Annotated in this window: 17 protein-coding genes and 1 pseudogene; 7 read left to right on the forward strand and 11 right to left on the reverse strand. The window is 71.1% G+C overall.

Annotation, left to right across the window (positions count from 1 at the left end; all coding sequences use genetic code 11):
- Positions 1-6: 6 nt before the first annotated feature.
- Positions 7-657, reverse strand: a complete 651-nt coding sequence (locus H1D24_RS14700; RefSeq protein ID WP_181657971.1) for a zf-HC2 domain-containing protein — start codon at positions 655-657, stop codon at positions 7-9.
- 192 nt (positions 658-849) lie between these two features.
- Here H1D24_RS14700 and H1D24_RS14705 point away from each other — a divergent pair, with 192 nt between their 5' ends.
- From H1D24_RS14705 to H1D24_RS14720, 4 genes are all read left to right on the forward strand, one after another.
- The gene (locus tag H1D24_RS14705; RefSeq protein ID WP_181657972.1) at positions 850-1,602 is read left to right on the forward strand and encodes a LytR/AlgR family response regulator transcription factor; all 753 of its coding nucleotides are present in this window, start codon (positions 850-852) and stop codon (positions 1,600-1,602) included.
- Between the two features lie 168 nt (positions 1,603-1,770).
- Positions 1,771-2,109 (forward strand): hypothetical protein, encoded by a 339-nt coding sequence (locus tag H1D24_RS14710; protein ID WP_181658044.1) that lies wholly within the window; start codon positions 1,771-1,773, stop codon positions 2,107-2,109.
- Positions 2,106-3,773 carry a sodium/solute symporter gene (locus H1D24_RS14715; protein ID WP_181657973.1) on the forward strand — a complete coding sequence of 556 codons (1,668 nt, stop codon included), beginning with the start codon at positions 2,106-2,108 and terminating at the stop codon, positions 3,771-3,773. The genes H1D24_RS14710 and H1D24_RS14715 overlap by 4 nt, the downstream gene beginning before the upstream one ends.
- Positions 3,770-4,981 (forward strand): sensor histidine kinase, encoded by a 1,212-nt coding sequence (locus tag H1D24_RS14720; protein WP_181657974.1) that lies wholly within the window; start codon positions 3,770-3,772, stop codon positions 4,979-4,981. The genes H1D24_RS14715 and H1D24_RS14720 overlap by 4 nt, the downstream gene beginning before the upstream one ends.
- Before the next feature lie 39 nt (positions 4,982-5,020).
- Here H1D24_RS14720 and H1D24_RS14725 read toward each other — a convergent pair whose 3' ends face one another.
- Both H1D24_RS14725 and H1D24_RS14730 read right to left on the reverse strand, forming a co-directional pair.
- Positions 5,021-5,536: a hypothetical protein gene (locus H1D24_RS14725; protein ID WP_181657975.1), complete on the reverse strand. Its 516-nt coding sequence runs from the start codon at positions 5,534-5,536 to the stop codon at positions 5,021-5,023.
- A 134-nt stretch (positions 5,537-5,670) separates the two neighbouring features.
- On the reverse strand, positions 5,671-6,213 hold the full coding sequence (locus H1D24_RS14730) for a sigma-70 family RNA polymerase sigma factor (protein ID WP_181657976.1): 543 nt from the start codon (positions 6,211-6,213) through the stop codon (positions 5,671-5,673).
- A gap of 242 nt (positions 6,214-6,455) precedes the next feature.
- Here H1D24_RS14730 and H1D24_RS14735 point away from each other — a divergent pair, with 242 nt between their 5' ends.
- Positions 6,456-7,652: a CapA family protein gene (locus tag H1D24_RS14735; protein ID WP_181657977.1), complete on the forward strand. Its 1,197-nt coding sequence runs from the start codon at positions 6,456-6,458 to the stop codon at positions 7,650-7,652.
- 9 nt (positions 7,653-7,661) lie between these two features.
- Here H1D24_RS14735 and H1D24_RS14740 read toward each other — a convergent pair whose 3' ends face one another.
- Positions 7,662-9,107, reverse strand: a complete 1,446-nt coding sequence (locus H1D24_RS14740; RefSeq protein WP_181657978.1) for an amino acid permease — start codon at positions 9,105-9,107, stop codon at positions 7,662-7,664.
- Between the two features lie 116 nt (positions 9,108-9,223).
- Positions 9,224-9,688, reverse strand: coding sequence for a universal stress protein (locus tag H1D24_RS14745; protein ID WP_181657979.1), 465 nt, complete (start codon positions 9,686-9,688; stop codon positions 9,224-9,226).
- Between the two features lie 236 nt (positions 9,689-9,924).
- Here H1D24_RS14745 and H1D24_RS14750 point away from each other — a divergent pair, with 236 nt between their 5' ends.
- The gene (locus H1D24_RS14750; RefSeq protein ID WP_181657980.1) at positions 9,925-10,794 is read left to right on the forward strand and encodes a polysaccharide deacetylase family protein; all 870 of its coding nucleotides are present in this window, start codon (positions 9,925-9,927) and stop codon (positions 10,792-10,794) included.
- 69 nt (positions 10,795-10,863) lie between these two features.
- Here H1D24_RS14750 and H1D24_RS14755 read toward each other — a convergent pair whose 3' ends face one another.
- The 6 genes and pseudogenes from H1D24_RS14755 to H1D24_RS14775 form a co-directional block, all read right to left on the reverse strand.
- Entirely contained in the window at positions 10,864-11,535 is a 672-nt protein-coding gene (locus H1D24_RS14755) for a class F sortase (protein WP_181657981.1), read from the reverse strand.
- A 408-nt stretch (positions 11,536-11,943) separates the two neighbouring features.
- The gene (locus H1D24_RS44380) at positions 11,944-12,468 is read right to left on the reverse strand and encodes a hypothetical protein (protein WP_445194917.1); all 525 of its coding nucleotides are present in this window, start codon (positions 12,466-12,468) and stop codon (positions 11,944-11,946) included.
- 74 nt (positions 12,469-12,542) lie between these two features.
- Positions 12,543-12,692: a hypothetical protein gene (locus tag H1D24_RS44385; protein WP_445194918.1), complete on the reverse strand. Its 150-nt coding sequence runs from the start codon at positions 12,690-12,692 to the stop codon at positions 12,543-12,545.
- Between the two features lie 691 nt (positions 12,693-13,383).
- Positions 13,384-13,614: a hypothetical protein gene (locus tag H1D24_RS14765; RefSeq protein WP_181657983.1), complete on the reverse strand. Its 231-nt coding sequence runs from the start codon at positions 13,612-13,614 to the stop codon at positions 13,384-13,386.
- Positions 13,615-13,683: 69 nt separating this feature from the next.
- Positions 13,684-14,448 (reverse strand): annotated as a pseudogene (locus H1D24_RS14770) (bestrophin-like domain).
- Positions 14,449-14,466: 18 nt separating this feature from the next.
- Entirely contained in the window at positions 14,467-15,081 is a 615-nt protein-coding gene (locus H1D24_RS14775) for a hypothetical protein (protein ID WP_181658053.1), read from the reverse strand.
- A 263-nt stretch (positions 15,082-15,344) separates the two neighbouring features.
- Between H1D24_RS14775 and H1D24_RS14780 the strand changes: the two genes are divergently transcribed.
- Positions 15,345-16,307, forward strand: a complete 963-nt coding sequence (locus H1D24_RS14780; protein WP_181657984.1) for an SCO0930 family lipoprotein — start codon at positions 15,345-15,347, stop codon at positions 16,305-16,307.
- Positions 16,308-16,392 lie beyond the last annotated feature (85 nt).

Consider the following 16,392-nt stretch of genomic DNA (forward strand, 5'->3'; position numbering starts at 1 on the left):
TTCCCGTCACGGCCGCCCCAGCATGACCAGCAGCTTGCCGTCGGCCGTGCGTATCTCGAAGTGGTCGATCTCGTCCGGGTGCAGGGCCGTGCCCGCCTCCGGTGTCATCGGCGTGTCAGTCCCGCCTGTGGCGGTCCAGCTCGTCACCTTCTGTTCCGTGCCGTCCTTGCCGACGGCCACCAGTTCGCACACCCGCGGGCCGACCGCATCCCACACCGCCAGACCGACCTGCGTTCCCCAGGTGTGGTTCTGAGTCGTCAGCGTCGCCGCCACACCGGTCCGTCCGTCGCGTGCGCTCACCCGTGCCGTATCCGCCACGGACCCGGCGACGATAGCCGTCGCAGGTCCCGCCACGGCGAGTACCACCGCTGCGGCCACCGCGCACAGCCCCCGCCGGCGCCGCGCCCGGCGGGCCACCGCCACCTCGCCGAGGAGTCGGTCCAGGAGCCGTGGGCGCGGCACCGCCAGCGGGGCGACGCCGCGCGGAGTCGCCCGCGTGTAGAGCATCAACTGCCGGAGTGCCGGGCCGAATTCACTCACTTGTGCCACACAACCGGGGCACTCCATGAGATGCTCCTCGAAGCGGAAGGCGTCCGTCGCATCCAGGACGCCCAGCGCGTAGGCGCCCGCGTCGCGATGGCGTTCAAGGGACCTCATGCCGAATCCTCGTGCCGGTGGTGCTGGGTCAGGGGGTCACGGCCCCGATGGTCGGGGGCGGTGCTGCTCGCCCGTGGCGGCCTTGTTCGTCCGTGACGGCGTTGTTCGTCCTCCCGTACGCAGCAGGTCGCCGAATCACTCAAGCGCCTGCCGGATTGGCCCCGCCCGAGTGACCACCTAGACTCCAGCCGCATGCTGCGCGTACTGGCCGTCGACGACGAGGAACCCGCGCTCGCCGAGCTGCTCTACCTGCTGCGGGCCGACCCGCGGGTGCGCAGCGCGGAGGGTGCCACCGACGCGACCGACGCGCTGCGCCGGATCGGCCGCGCCCTCGACGCGGGCCCCGACGGCGGCGACGCGATCGACGTGCTGTTCCTCGACATCCAGATGGCCGGTCTCACCGGGCTCGACGTCGCGCGCCTCATCGCGGGCTTCGCGCGGCCCCCACTGATCGTGTTCGTCACCGCCCACGAGGACTTCGCCGTACAGGCGTTCGATCTCAAGGCCGTCGACTACGTCCTCAAGCCCGTCCGCAGGGAGCGCCTCGCGGAGGCGGTGCGCCGGGTCGCCGAACAGGCCGCGGTCGCCCGGCCCCCCGCCATCGACCGGTCCGCCGACCGCATCCCGGTCGAACTCGGCGGGGTCACCCGCCTCGTGAACATCGCCGACATCACGTACGCCGAGGCGCAGGGCGACTACGCACGTCTGCACACCGGCGACGGCAGCCACCTCGTCCGCATCCCGCTCTCCACGCTCGAGGAACGCTGGCAGCCGCACGGTTTCGTACGGATACACAGGCGGCACCTCGTCGCGCTGCACCGTATCGACGAACTGCGGCTCGACGGGGGCGGCATGAGCGTCCGGGTCGGCGAGGCCGTCCTGGCCGTCAGCCGGCGGCACGCGAGCCGGGTGCGCGAGCTGCTGATGCGGCAGGCGGGTTCCTGACCACCGGGCGGGGGCAGGCCGGCTTCACCGCACCGGGCCCGGCAGGCCAGGCGTCTTCTGACGGCCGTCAGTGACCTGGTCTGAGCTGCCCCTTCCGTAGAAGCCGGAGCGCTGCCTACACTCCACGCCGTGTCCGCCAGCGCTGAGCCAGCACCCCGCCGCGAGGTCGTGACGGGCGAGCCCCGTCGGGTGCACCGGCTGCCTCGGCACCGTACCCAGTGGGAGATCGACGAGCAGACGACGCTCGGCGCGGCCTACGTCCGCTCCCTCATGCGCAGCCAGCTGCGCGCCGGGATCGCCGCGTTCGCCGTGCTCGCCCTGCCCGTCGTCACCCTGCCGCTGTTCTTCGCCGCGCTGCGCAACGCCACCGTCGTCTGGGTGGTCCTCGGCTTCGGCTGCTATCCGCTGCTCGTCCTGATCGCCTGGTGGTACGTGCGGCGCGCCGAGCGCAACGAACGCGACTTCGCCCGCCTCGTCCGCGGCACCGATCCCCCGGGGACACCGTGAACGAGGCCTATGCGATACCGGCGGTCGCAGCCGTCGTCCTCGTCACCGTCCTCATCGGCGGCTTCGGGCTGCGTATCTCCCGTACCACGTCCGACTTCTACGTGGCCTCGCGCACCGTGGGCCCGTCCCTGAACGCGGCCGCGATCAGCGGCGAGTACCTCTCCGCCGCGTCCTTCCTGGGCGTCGCAGGACTGGTCCTGGTGTACGGCCCCGACATGCTCTGGTACCCCGTCGGCTACACCGCCGGGTACCTCGTCCTGCTCGTCTTCGTGGCCGCCCCGCTGCGCCGCTCCGGGGCCTACACCCTGCCCGACTTCGCCGAGGGACGACTCGAGTCGCGTCAGGTGCGCACCGTCGTCAGCGTCCTCGTGGTCGGCGTGGGCTGGCTGTATCTGGTGCCCCAGCTCCAGGGCGCCGGGCTCACGCTGCAGATCCTCACCGGGGCCCCGCGCTGGCTCGGCGGCGCGCTCGTGGCGGCTGTCGTGGTGCTCGCCGTCGCCGCGGGCGGCATGCGCAGCATCACCTTCGTGCAGGCCTTCCAGTACTGGCTCAAGCTCACGGCGCTGCTGGTCCCGGCCTTCTTCCTGCTGCTCGCCTGGCACCGCGACGGCGGTGCGCCGCCCGCGTTCCCGGCGGTACCGGACCTGCCGGCCTCCGGTGCGGGCGCCGGGCAGCCGATCGCCACCAGCCGCGCGGACCACCCGCTGTACGCGACGTACGGCCTGATCGTCGCCACGTTCCTGGGCACCATGGGACTGCCGCATGTCGTGGTGCGCTTCTACACCAGTCCCCACGGGCGCGCCGCGCGCCGCACCACCGTCTTCGTGCTCGCCCTGATCGGGTTCTTCTATCTGCTGCCCCCGCTGTACGGCTGGCTCGGCCGGCTGTACGCGCCCGAGCTCACCCATACCCCGGATGCGGACGCCGCCGTCCTGCTGCTGCCGGGGCGGGCCGTCGGAGGGCTCGGCGGCGACCTGCTGGGCGCGCTCGTCGCGGGCGGGGCGTTCGCGGCGTTCCTGTCGACCGCGTCGGGTCTCACCATGGCCGTGGCGGGGGTGCTCAGCCAGGATGTGCTGCCCGCGCGCGGCGTACGGCACTTCCGGCTGGCGACCGTTCTGGCGATGACGGTGCCGCTCGGCGGGACGCTGCTGGTCAGTGCGGTGCCGGTGGCGGACGCGGTCGGCATGGCGTTCGCGGTGTCCGCGTCCTCGTTCTGCCCGCTGCTCGTGCTCGGCATCTGGTGGCGGCGGCTCACCCCGCCCGGCGCGCTCGCCGGACTGCTCCTCGGCGGCGGCTCGGCCCTCGCCGCGGTGACGCTCACGTTCGCCGAGGTGGTGCGGTCCGGCTGGCTGCACACCCTGCTCGCCTGGCCCGCCGTGTGGTCGGTGCCCGTCGGCTTCCTGGCCATGATCCTGGTCTCCCTCGCAACGCCGGGCAGCATCCCGCCGCACACCAGCGCCACGATGACGCGGCTGCACCTGCCGGAGTCGCTGACCGTCCGCCAGACGGCCGCGGCGGCGGAGGGCGGCAGCACGAGCCCGCCCGGCACCAAGAGCACCCCCAGCGGTACGAGCACCCCCAGCGGCACGAGCACCCCCAGCGGTACGAGCTTCCCCGGTAGCACGAGCTCTACCGGCAGCACGAGCACCCGGGAGGGACGGTGACCGGGACCGCAGCCGCCGTGCTGCTCGCGCTCTGCCCACTGCTACTCGTCGGCGGGTTCCTTCTCGGGCGCCGCACCGCTCACCCCGCCGGGCGCAGCGATGTCGGCTCGCCCGTCGAGCACGCCACCTTCGAGACCCTGCACACCGCGTCACTCGCGGCGCCCCCGCTGCGCGCCGGCCTGACGGAGGACACGGCCCGCAAGTCGGCCCGGCGGCTGCGCACGCTGCTGGGCACCGACGCGCTGTGCCTCACCAACCGGTCAACAGTGCTGGCCTGGGACGGCGTCGGCGAACACCACGCCAAGCTGGTCATGGAGCGGCTCGCCGGGCTGCTCCCCACCGGCCGCAGCGCCGCCTTCGACTGCGGATGCGACGACGTCGACTGCCCGCTGCGCTGGGCGGTCGCCGCACCGATCGTCGTGGACCAGCGGGTGCTCGGCGCCCTCGTCGCGTACGCTCCCCGCGACTCCGCCGTACTGGCCAGGGCCGCCGACGAGGTGGCCCGCTGGGTCTCCGTCCAGCTGGAGCTGGCCGAGCTCGACCGTTCCCGCACCCGCGTGATCGAGGCCGAGATCAAGGCGCTGCGCGCACAGATATCCCCGCACTTCATCTTCAACTCGCTCGCGGCCATCGCGTCGTTCGTCCGCACCGACCCCGAACGGGCCCGCGAACTGCTGCTGGAGTTCGCCGACTTCACCCGCTACTCCTTCCGGCGGCACGGCGAGTTCACGACGCTCGCCGACGAGCTGCACTCCATCGACCAGTACCTGGCGCTGGTACGGGCCCGCTTCGGCGAGCGGCTCGCGGTCACGCTGCAGATCGCACCCGAGGTGCTGCCGGTTTCGCTGCCGTTCCTGTGCCTGCAGCCGCTGGTGGAGAACGCCGTCAAGCACGGCCTGGAGGGCGCCGTCACGCGCAGCCGCATCACGATCAGCGCCCAGGACGCGGGGGCGGAGGCGGAGGTCGTCATCGAGGACGACGGGATCGGCATGGAGCCGGAGGCGCTGCGGCGGATCCTGCGCGGCGAGGGCGGCCCCTCGGCCGGTATCGGGCTGTCGAACGTGGACGAACGGCTGCGTCAGGTCTTCGGCGACGACTACGGGCTCGTCATCGAGACCGGCGTGGGCGCGGGCATGAAGATCACGGTACGGATCCCCAAGTACCGTGCGGGCGTGCACTCGTCACCGCCCGAGCACGACCCGGCGTGAGGCGGATGCCGGGGGTCACGGGAGAGGACTGAGGACAGTTCAGAACAGGTGGATCGCCAGATGCCCCAGCGGCAGCCCCAGCTGCCAGGCCGGTGTCCACACCTTGGGCGCGTCGTCCTCGCCGGGGACGGTCCCGCCGCCTGGGACGGCGTCCAGGTCGGGCGCCAGCAACTCGGTCTCCTGGAGCCAGCGCCACGCCGCGACGGCCAGCTCCAGATCGGGCGCGGGGTCGCCGGTCTCCCGCACCTGTGCCGTCAGCCGGTCCATGTGCTCGCGCACCCACTCGTGCCACGGCTGATCGTGCGCCGTCAGGGACAGCCAGGTCTCCAGCTGGGTGACCACCCGGATACCGGGCAGCTCCCCGTCCGTGTCGGAAAGGAAGATCGTCAGCGCCAGCGCGTCGCGCCCGGCACGGAACTCGAAGGACGTGGGCGGCATGAGATCGCCGGTCCGCAGCAGCTCGTCCGCGATGTACTCGGCGTACAACCAGGCCATCGGCACGGTCAGTTCGCCACCGCCGGTGCCGCCGGCACTGCCCTTGCTTCTGTGCAGCATCCTGTTCTGCCTCCTCCGGTCCATGCGCGTCTCGGGCCCCGAGCCCTCGTTCCGGAACACGGATGAGGACAGCCGATTACTCAACCAGGGCTCCGAGCAAGGCGCTTTACAGAGGTTTGACCCGGCCTGCCGTTTCATTGCAGGTCGGTTGCGTATTCCGGCAGAACCCGGCGCAGCGCGCGCAGCGCGTAGTACGCACGGGACTTCACAGTACCGGGCGGAATCCCCAGGGCTTCGGCGGCTTCCGCCACACTCGCCCCGCGGAAGTACACCTGCAACAGAACCGCCCGGTGTTCCGGAGTGAGAGTCTTCACAGCCTCCCGCACGTCCAGCGTGGCAGCCGCCCTCTCCGCGTGATCGGCGCACACGCGGGCGTTCTCCAGGACGGCGTCCCCGACCTCGGCAGGCCGGGCCTGCTGGGCCCGGCGCGCGTCGATGGCGAGCCGCCTGCCGACGGTGAACAGCCAGGGGCGTACGGAGTCGTAGGCGTCGGCGCACAGTGCCTCGGGGTGCTGCCAGGCGCGGACGAACGTCTCCTGCACGAGGTCCTCGGCACGTTGCCGGTCCCCGTCGGAGAGCCTCAGCAGCAGGGCGAAGAGGGGTCCGCCGTGCTCGCGCTGCAGCTCGGCCAGTTCCCGCTCGCCGGTCGTCCTCGTCATTGTGGTCGTGCCGGTCATGGGCGTATGGCAGCGCAGCCCGCCGCGTACGGACAGATCACGGACACGCCTCTGCGACGGGCGGTCGATGCGGTCGACGAGCGGTGCGGTGAACGGTCCACCGGTGCGGCCCGGCCAGGCTCATCCGTGGTGTGGGAAGCATCCCCGTTTCAGGTACTGAGTCGGTATGGGTAATTGACCCTGTTTGCCTCGTACATGAAGTTACGTAGGAAACATCCCCTTGAGGTGGAGGCCGGGCCGCGATGACACAGCGCACACGACGCATGTGCCGGGATACGGCGGCCGGGGCGGTGCTGCTGATCGGAACCGCCGGGGGCTGCACGGTGGCAGACCCGCCGGCGGACCCGGCCCCGCCGCGCCGGACCCTGCAGCAGCAGCCGGTCCCGCCCGCCGCGGGCGCCGGCGGCCGCGCGGAGCACGGATTCACGCTCGTCGCCTCCGGGGACGTCCTGCCGCATGCCTCCGTCATCCGCCGCGCGCACACCGACGCGGGCGGCACCGGCCACGACTTCCGGCCCATGCTCGCCGCCGTCAGGCCCGTCGTCGCCAAGGCCGACCTCGCGATCTGCCACATGGAGACGGTCTACGGCGCGGACAGCCACTACAGCGGCTACCCCATGTTCAAGTCGCCGCCCGAGGTGGCCGAAGGCCTCGCCGAGACCGGCTACGACGCCTGCTCCACCGCCTCCAACCACACCCTCGACGATGGCATCGACGGCATCCGCCGCACCCTGGACGCCCTCGACGCGGCGGGCGTCGAGCACGCCGGCTCGGCGCGCACGGCCGCCGAGGCGAAGGGACCGGCCTGGCTGCGCGCGGGCACGGCCAACGTCGCGCACCTCGCGTACACGTACGGAACCAACGGCATCCCGCGGCCCGCAGGGAAGCCGTGGGCCGTCGATCTCATCGACCGCGGCACCATCGTCGCGGACGCCCGTGCCGCCCGCCGGGCGGGAGCCGACGTGGTGGTCGTCTCGCTGCACTGGGGCACCGAGTGGCAGGACGCGCCCGACCGGCGCCAGCTGTCGCTCGGCCGTCAGCTCACGGCGTCGAAGACCGGCGGCCGCCCGGACGTCGACCTGATCCTCGGCACGCACGCGCACATCCCGCAGGCGTACGAGAAGGTCAACGGCACCTGGATCGTCTACGGCATGGGAGACCAGGTCGCCGGCCACATGTACAACCACGGAGGCGCGCACGACCCCCGCGGCAATCAGAGCAGCATCGCCCGCTTCACCTTCGCGCCGCCCACCCGGCCGGACGGCCGGTGGACGGTGGAGAAGGCCGAGTTCATCCCGCAGTGGTTCGATCCCGACACCGGCCGGGTCGTCCGTCTCGGCGCCGCCACGGACCCCGGCCTCGCGGACGTACGCGACCGGATCCGCCGGATCGTCCTCAGCCGCGGGGCGGCCGAGGACGGACTGGTCATGGCGGAGTAACCCGGTCGGCTACGGCGCCGTACCGCCGCCGGGCACCGGCTTGGCCTTCGCCATCTCCGATTTGCGGTACGAGTACCCGAAGTAGATGACGAGACCGACCGCGAACCACACGGCGAACCGCAACCAGGTCTGGGACTGCAGGAACGTGATCAGCCAGATGGAGAAGACGATGCCGAGGGCGGGCACGAAGGGCATCCACGGAGTGCGGAAAGTGCGCGGCAGATCCGGCCTCCGGTAGCGCAGCACGATCACCGCGGCGCACACCACGACGAACGCCAGCAGGATCCCGATGTTCGTCAGTTCGGCCGCCTCGCCGATCGGCAGGAACCCGGCGATGGCGGCCGACGCGAAACCGACGATCCATGTCACGCGCGTGGGCACGTGCCGCGTCGGATGCGTCTTCGCGAACCACTTGGGCAGCAGCCCGTCGCGGCTCATCGCGAACCACACGCGCGTGACGCCCAGCATGAACGTGAACATCACGGTGAGGATGCCGATGATCGCGCCGACCGCGATGATGTCCGCGAGCCCGGTGAGACCGACCGACTTGAAGGCGGTGGAGAACCCGCTCTCCTTGTCGATCTCCGTGTAGTGCTGCATGCCGGTCAGCACGAGGCAGGCCGCCACGTACAGCACCATCGAGATCGCGAGCGAGTAGATGATCGCCTTCGGCATATGGCGCTGCGCGTCCTTGGACTCCTCGGCGGCGGTCGACATGGCGTCGTAGCCGAAGACCGCGAAGAACACGGTCGCCGCACCTGTGAAGGCGCCACCGATCCCGTACGGGAAGAATGGGCTGTAGTTGGCGGTGTTGATGTGGAACACCCCGACACCGATCACCAGCAGCACGACCAGCACCTTGAGGACCACCACGGACGTCTCGAACCGTGCGGCGTTCTTGATGCCGAGATTCAGCAGATATGCGATCAGCAGACACAGCAACGCGGCGAACAGATCCACCCGGTGTCCTTCTCCGGTGCCGGGCGCGCCCAGCATCCAGGCCGGAAGGTCCGCTCCGGTCTCGCCCAGCAGAAAGCTGAAGTAGCCGGAGATGCCGATCGCGACCACCGCGACGATCGCGGTGTACTCAAGCAGTAGGTCCCAGCCGATGAACCATCCCGCGAACTCGCCGAGCACCGCGTAGCCGTACGTGTACGCCGATCCCGCCCGGGGGATGAGGCCCGCGAACTCCGCGTACGACAGCGCCGCGGCGGCGCTCGCGACACCGGCGACGAGGAACGACACGAGCACGGCCGGCCCTGCCGTGCCGTTGGCGACCGTGCCCGCGAGCGTGAAGATGCCGGCGCCGATGATGCCGCCCACGCCGATCGCGGTCAGCTGCCACAGGCCCAGCGTGCGAGTGAGTCTCTCGCTCTCGAGGCCCGCGTCGGCCTCCTCGATGTGTTCGATGGGTTTGCGGCGCAGGACGCCCTCACCCATGCGGAGCCGAGCCATGAGCCTCACCTCTTCGCGGACGACAGCCGACTGACGGGCCGGTCGGAACGGTCCAGGAGAAGGGGTGACGGAAAGTGCCACGCCCCTCACACGTAGGAGGGGTTCCCGCTTTTCCCTTACGGAACCACCGTCACAGGCCACCGCCCCGCCTTCACCAGCCGTACCGCCACGGAACCGATGATGCGGTGGCCCGCCTGCTCCGAGGCGCCGACCACAACGGCGTCCGCCTTGAGCTCGTCCGCGGCGCTGACCAGGCCGTTGTACGGGTCTCCGCGGAAGGTGTGGAACTCCCAGCGCACCTCGAATATGTCCTTCACCCGCTCGGCGGCCTCGCGGATCTCGGTGATGAGCCCCTCGGCGATCTCGTCGGTCGTCTCCGCCACCGGGACACCGAGCGCGGCGCCCGTGGCCATCACGGGCTGCACATAGACGATGGCGAGAAGCGCCCGCTGCCGGCGGGCCAGCCCCGCGGCATAGGCCGCTGCACGCAGCGAGGAGTCGGAGCCGTCGACTCCCACCACGATCACCTTGGGGCCGTCCGTACCCCGCTCGAACTGTGTCGGCTGCTGCTGATGGGTCACAGTCGCGAGGCTAGCGGAACTCGCAGGTCGTGGGCCTGGTGCGGGTCAGATGAGGGTCAGCGGCGGCAGCGGCCGCGCTTCCGGTGCGCGGGCTGAGGTAGCGCCCGTCCTGCCGGGCGGGCCGGGGGAGGGCGTCCGGTGGTCGGCAGGTGGCGCTGGCCCCAATGAGTGCTCCCGTTCGCCCGTACCGGTACTGACCGGCGGCAGCAGCCGCCGGGCGGGTGACCCATTTAGTCATGAATAAGGATCAGATGCTCTCGCGACGAAGGGCGTTGCTGGCAGGTGCCCTCGCCCTGGCGGCTGCCGGCCAGACCGGCCTCTTCACCGTGGAGCCGACCGTCATCCGGGGCGCCCCGCGCAAACCCGCCCCCGCCCCGGGCGCGCCGGCGGAGACCGGCGCCGCCGGACCCCCGGCCCGCCGTCCCGTCAAGGCGTCCACCTACCGGCTCCAGCCTCTCACCGGATACGGCCCGCCACGCAGGGCCCCCCTCCGCACACCGGTGCGGCGGGCGCCGATCCTGCGGCTGTCCGGCATCGGCCGCAGGATGGTGCTCACCTTCGACGACGGCCCCGACCGCCGCTACACGCCCGGAATCCTGAGCACCCTCCGCAAACACGACGTGCGAGCGATGTTCTTCGTCTGCGGCGGGATGGCCGCCGACAACAAGGACCTGCTGCGCCGGATGGTCGACGACGGGCATGTGATCGGCAACCACACGTGGTCCCACCCACTGCTCACGTCACTCTCACGGTCGGGGGTGCGCGACGAGATGGACAGAACCAGCGATCTCATCGAGGACACGGTGGGCGAGCGGCCGCTCTGGTTCCGCGCTCCGTACGGGGCCTGGAACCGCGCGGCCTTCCAGCTCGGCGCCGAGCTCGGCATGGAGCCCCTCGCTTGGACCGTCGACACTCTCGACTGGACCACCCCGGGCACCGGCACCATCGTCACCCGTGTCATCGACGGCGCGGGGCCCGGCGTGGTCGTGCTCTCGCACGACGCGGGCGGCGACCGTTCCCAGAGCGTCGCGGCGCTGCGGAGTTATCTCCCGGACCTGCTGGACGAGGGCTACCGCATCACCGTGCCGCAGCGAAGGCGCGTCTGAGCAGCCACCGATTCTGGGGTCACAGGCATGAGAAAGGCGGGCATCAGCCCGCCTTTCTGGTCGGAACGTTCAGCGGACCTCGACGAGGCGGGCGAAGACCACCACGTTGCCGTCGTATCCGAACTGCTTGGTGAATCCGCCGCCGCAGGTGATGACCCGCAGTTCGGCCTGTCCGGTGTTCCCGTAGACGCGCTGTCCGGGGAAGTTGGTCTTCGAGAATACTTCGACGCCGTAGACCTCGAAGACCGCCGTCTTCTGGTCCGCACGCTTGACCTCTACGCGGTTTCCCTTCTTGAGCGAGCCGAGCCCGTAGAAGACGGCCGGGCCCTTGCTGTTGTCCACATGGCCGACGATCACGGCGGTTCCCTTTTCGCCGGGGGCCACGGCACCGGTGAACCAACCAGCGAGATTCGAGTCCTCAGGTGGTGGTGCCTGCACCCAGCCTTCGGAGTCGAGCCCCACGGCCGTGACGGGTGCGTCGACATTGATCGCGGGGAGCCGCACCCGCTCCACCATCGAGAACGGCAGCGGATCGCGTGTCGCCTTGGGCGCCGTCGTCCCGGTGGAGGTGCGGCCGTCCGCGGCCGCCGCGGCGGCGGGTTGCGGAGGCCCCTCGTTGAATTCCCCGGAGCCATTCCGCATCAAAGCGAGGCCGGTCAGCAGAACAAGCGCGATGACACCCCAGGGCGCGCGCTTCCTCCGTCTTACCTCCTCCTCTTCGGCCGGTTGAAACGAAGGCATTCTCCATCCCCTCTTGACACGGTGGTCCTTTCCCAGTGCCTCAAGGGCCTGGGAGGCGCCCCAGGCACGGCTGGCCCGCCGCGTTCGTTGCGTGTACGTGAACGTTAAGTCCGTCGCGCGCGACGGGCGACCGAAGAAGTGCGAACGGGTGGCGGGGTAAATCTTCCTGCGCCATCCGAGTCGCAGTGGGCCGGAAATTTCTGACGGTGCGTGACCTGCGGCAATATCACATTGATCGCAATTCCCCGGCGTGTCTCCTCACCAGGACGGACGAGTCTCGAAATGCGGCCCTGAGCTGGGCGTCTGAGGGTCGGTCTGGAGGGCGTTCTTGCCGATCTTCCTGGGGAAGGTTCCCCGGGGCGCCTTCCCCGGAGGACTCACATGCGTACTACACGCGCCCTGGCGGTCTCAGCCGCCGCGGTCGTCGCGCTCGGGCTCGCTGCACCGTCGGCTGTGGCCGGGGACGAACCGAACAACGGCAACGGCTCCCGCAACGGCATCGGTGGCGATGGCCCTGGTGGCAACGGCAACCGTAACGGCGATGGCCCTGGTGGCAACGGCGACCGCAATGGCGGTGGCCCTGGTGGCAATGGCAACCGCAACGGCGATGGTTTCGGTGGCAATGGCAACAACGGCTTTGATGGCAACGGGTTCGGCAATAACGGCTTTGGTGGTAACGGAAACGGCTTCGGCCCCAACGGTCCCGGCCTCGGCGGCAACGACAAGGACAACGGCCTCGGCGGATTCCCGGGGAATGGGTTCCCCGGGCTCGGCGGCAACGGGTTCCCAGGGTTCCCGGGCAACGGGCTGGGCGGCAACGGGTTCCCACGATTCCCGGGCAACGGGCCCGGTGTCGGCGGTGCCTTCGGCGACGACAACGACTTCGGGGACAACATCTCCGTGTCGCCCAGCGTCGTACGGCCGGGCGACCATGTGACGGTCACCGTCCGGGGCGTCGCGGGCGTCGTGTGCCAGCTCGCGGGCAGCAAGGTGGAGTCCGGCGCCTTTCAGACCACCTGGCTGCGCCCCAGCGGCGGCAACACCGCGACCGCCTCCGCCACCATCAGGCGGGATGCCAGGGGCCCGTACGGCGTCAGCGCCAAGTGCGGGGGCCAGACCTTCAGCGACAACGAGAACGAGCTCGTTGTCTTCCCCACGCGCAACGGATTCGGTGGCAACGGAGCCGGCGGTGACCACGGCAACAACGGGGTCGGTGGCAACGGAGTCGGCGGTGACCGCGACCGGGACCGCGGCCGCGGCAACAACGGGTTGCCGGGACCGGTGGCCGGCGGCCTCGGCGGCAGCCTCGCCGGTGCGACCGCCACCGACACGGCCATCGGCGGCGGACTGGTGGCTGCCTCGGCTGCGATCGGTGGTGTGTTCTGGCTGCGTCGACGGGCCGAGAAGAGGGGCTGACGACCAGCACAGCCGCATGGAGACAGACCGCACACGACAGCCCTTCACCCCGGCCGGTACCCGATGAGGTCCGGATCCGGGGCGAAGGGCTGTTCGGCGAGAGGCCCTCGGGCGCGTCGTCACGCGCGTTGCCGCGTGGGCGGCGGTGCAGGCGGTGAGCACGGTTATGCCCTGGTGGGCTATGCCGTGCGGGGCGGCCGAAGCCACGCGTATCGCGTGCAAGGTGGTTCCTCCGGTCCTCGAGGAGCAGCCGCGGACCGTCGTCCGCTCGATGACGCAATGCACCTCGATGCCGGAAACGCTAGGGAGGGCCGGGAGATGACGCGATCGGGATCGGGCATAAGGGGCAACCTTGTGGGCCGTACGGGGGGTGTGGCGCGTACGGGCGGGGGACACGGGCGGCGTGTCGAGTCTGGGCGCGGGCGTGAACGGTCAGGGCGCCGTCGCCTCGTCGGGGCGCCAGACGTGCGGGCGGCCGCCCCGCCACTCGACGAGGTGCGGGTCGTCGAGCGCCATGTCGGCCTCGCTCAGCCCCACCCGCCGCAGAAGCCCGACCAGCTCCCGGTCGCTGTGCGCGATGCCCACGGCCTGCCCCCGCACGCTGACCTGGCGCCCGCCCCCGGCGGCGGGCGGGTGCACGACGATGGGTGCTTTCCAGGCCATACCACCAGAGTGCGCCGGTGCCCGGCCCGGCGCACAGCCGTGCCCGGCGCACTGCCGTGTCGGCCTCGCTCAGTTCCCGACGTGGGGGAACAGCGCGTGGAAGGGCTCCGCCGTGGCCGGGATGCCACGGCCGTAGGGGGCGTCGAAGTCTCAGATCAGGAAGAGCAGGAAGGCGATCAGGGCGGAGAAGAGGCCCGCGAGGATCAGTTCGCGCGGTGAGCGGCGGATCTGGAGGGCGAAGACCATGCCGATGGTCACGACTCCGCCGGTGATCAGGCCGAACCACACGACGCCGGGCATCGTGGCGCCGGCCGAGTCGGCGCGCGCGCCCCGCGCGTTGTCGGCGGCGGCGACCTGGTCGAGCAGCGGCTGATAGGCCTGCGCCTCGAAGTCGTTCGCGGGTTCGTGGTCGGTGACATCGTGGCGGAGGCGGTCGAGGAGTGCGGTCCCCCGGGCGGTGAGCTCTCCGCTGCCGGCCATCGTGTCCCACTCGGTGGTCACGACATGGCCGACATACGCGTCGACGTCGGCGCGGATCCGGTCGCGGACATCGTCCGGATAGACGCGGACGCGCTCGGAGATCTCGTGCAGCGCCTGAGCCTCGGCGCGGACATGGTCCTGGGCGGCGCCGCGGGCCTCCCAGACACCGGCGATGGCGAGGCCCAGCACGATGGCGTAGACGACGCCGATCATCATGGTGATGTACTCGATGACGTCCGGGGTCTCGGACGGATCGTCGTCATCCCCGATCCGGCGGTGCCGGATGACCGTGATGATGAGGACGACGGAGCACGCGGCCGCCATCGCGAGGGCGAGAACAAGCCATTCCGGCATAGGAGGACCTCCAGCGGATCAGCGGGGCCGCAGCGCGGCCACGGCGAGCACCGCGGGCGCGGTGACGAGCAGGGTCAGGGACACCAGCGACGGGCCGCTCCGGGGCTGCTGCTGTTGCACCTGAGGGCGGCGGTACGGCGGAAAATGCACCTGTGACGGGGTGGGGGACGGTGACGGCTCCGGGCGGACGCCGGGCTCCGGTGCCGTGACCGGAGGGCTGGGAGCCGGAGCCGGCGCCGGAGGACGTGGTGACGGCGGCGGCGTCGGGGCCGGGGGCTCCGGGCTGGGCGGAGACGGCGGCGCCGGAGTCGGAGTGGGCGTCCGTGTCGGCGTGGGCGGCTCGGGAGACGGGGAGCAGGTCGGCGGAGGCGGCGGGGTGGGCGGAGGCGGGGGTTCCGGCGGGCTTGGCGTCGGGCTCTCCGGGCAGTCGACGTCGTCCCCGGCGACCGCCACCACGCCGCCGCCCTGCCCGCCGCCGTCCCCGCCGACGTAGGCGTACGCACAGGCATCGGCCGGCATCGCGGCCACCGCCACGACCGTCGAGGAGCGCAACAACAGGGCGAGCGTGCCCAGAGTGCACAGCGCCAGCCCGCTTACGAGACGGGCGGACCGCGCCCAGAGTGATCCGTACACGGCGGAGAGCATGATCGGCCGTCGGGCCAGGTACGCCGATGAGGGCGCCGATTGGCGCGAACGTGGGGAATGGGGGAATGGGTGCCCCAAGGTTTGCCGCGCCGGCCGTTGACCGAACTCGCCTGCTGCGACCGGCGGGGGCGGGCCGCTGTCGGCAGATTTTTCGGAGCCGGTTGAACACATCCGCCACCCCCGCCCGTACCTAGGGCCAAGCGCGGCGCATCCCGGCGTCGCAACACGCAAGCAGACAACGGGAGTTGGCAATGAATACCTGGCGGAGCGCCTCGCTCGTAGCGACAGCTGCGGCCGTGCTGGCGCTGACGACGGCGTGCGGTCAGGAGAAGGGCGATCAGGCACCCGCCGGGGCCGTGGGCGCCGCGGCCCCGGCGGCCGAGGGCGGATACGGCTCGAGTGACGGCTACGGGTCCGGCGCGGGCGCCAAGGACGAGCAGGCGTCGCAGAGCAAGGCGCAGGAAGCCGGCCAACTTGCCGTCTGGGACAGCAAGAAGCTCGGCGAGGTCGTCACCGACAGCGCGGGATTCACTCTCTACCGGTTCGACCAGGACACCGCCGAGCCGCCCAAGTCGGCCTGTGACGGCGACTGTGCGACCGCGTGGCCCCCCGTGCCGGGCTCGGGGGCATCGGCCCCGCCCGGTGTCGACGAGTCACTTCTGGGCGAGGTGACCCGCAGCGACGGCACCAAGCAGCTGACGATCGACGGCTGGCCGATGTACCGGTACGCCAAGGACACCAAGCCCGGTGAGGCCAAGGGCCAGGGGGTGGGCGGCACATGGTTCGCCTCGGCGCCCGACGGCAAGAAGGCGTCCGCGGAGGGCAGCGGAGCCGGGGCCGGCGCCGCCGGTCTGCCTGGCATGTCCACCCGTGAGGACCCGGAGCTCGGCGAGATCGTGGTCGACAAGAACGGCATGACGGTCTACCGGTTCATGAAGGACTCGGCCTGGCCGATGAAGACCGCCTGCACCGGCGCGTGCCTCGAGAAGTGGCCCGTCGTCGAGCCGGTCGCCAAGGACGACACCAAGGGGATTCTGAAGAAGGGCTTCGTCACCTTCAACCGGCCCGACGGTCTCCAGCAGCAGACCATCGACTGCTGGCCGCTGTACACCTTCTCCGGCGACAAGCAGCCGGGAGACACCAACGGTCAGGGCGTGGGCGGCACGTGGTACGCCGTGTCGCCCGAGGGAAAGCCGGTCGGCGTGTCCAAGTAGGTCACCGAGAAACAAGGGAGTTGGACGCCACAAGGAGATCAGCGCGGCACGCCCGGCCTGCCGGTCCGTTCCTTCCGCACCGCAC

The organism is Streptomyces himalayensis subsp. himalayensis, assembly GCF_013778455.1.
GTDB lineage: Bacteria > Actinomycetota > Actinomycetes > Streptomycetales > Streptomycetaceae > Streptomyces > Streptomyces himalayensis.

Excerpts from the sequence above, each read along its gene's own strand:
- H1D24_RS14705 (WP_181657972.1), top strand. The coding sequence starts at position 850 with ATGCTGCGCGTACTGGCCGTCGACGACGAGGAACCCGCGCTCGCCGAG.
- H1D24_RS14735 (WP_181657977.1), top strand. The coding sequence starts at position 6,456 with ATGACACAGCGCACACGACGCATGTGCCGGGATACGGCGGCCGGGGCG.
- H1D24_RS44380 (WP_445194917.1), bottom strand. The coding sequence starts at position 12,468 with ATGGTCGCCCGGCCGTACGACGCTGGGCGACACGGAGATGTTGTCCCC.
- H1D24_RS14780 (WP_181657984.1), top strand. The coding sequence starts at position 15,345 with ATGAATACCTGGCGGAGCGCCTCGCTCGTAGCGACAGCTGCGGCCGTG.
- H1D24_RS14700 (WP_181657971.1), bottom strand. The coding sequence starts at position 657 with ATGAGGTCCCTTGAACGCCATCGCGACGCGGGCGCCTACGCGCTGGGC.
- H1D24_RS14755 (WP_181657981.1), bottom strand. The coding sequence starts at position 11,535 with ATGCCTTCGTTTCAACCGGCCGAAGAGGAGGAGGTAAGACGGAGGAAG.
- H1D24_RS14765 (WP_181657983.1), bottom strand. The coding sequence starts at position 13,614 with ATGGCCTGGAAAGCACCCATCGTCGTGCACCCGCCCGCCGCCGGGGGC.
- H1D24_RS14740 (WP_181657978.1), bottom strand. The coding sequence starts at position 9,107 with ATGGCTCGGCTCCGCATGGGTGAGGGCGTCCTGCGCCGCAAACCCATC.
- H1D24_RS14725 (WP_181657975.1), bottom strand. The coding sequence starts at position 5,536 with ATGCTGCACAGAAGCAAGGGCAGTGCCGGCGGCACCGGCGGTGGCGAA.
- H1D24_RS14730 (WP_181657976.1), bottom strand. The coding sequence starts at position 6,213 with ATGACCGGCACGACCACAATGACGAGGACGACCGGCGAGCGGGAACTG.
- H1D24_RS14750 (WP_181657980.1), top strand. The coding sequence starts at position 9,925 with ATGAATAAGGATCAGATGCTCTCGCGACGAAGGGCGTTGCTGGCAGGT.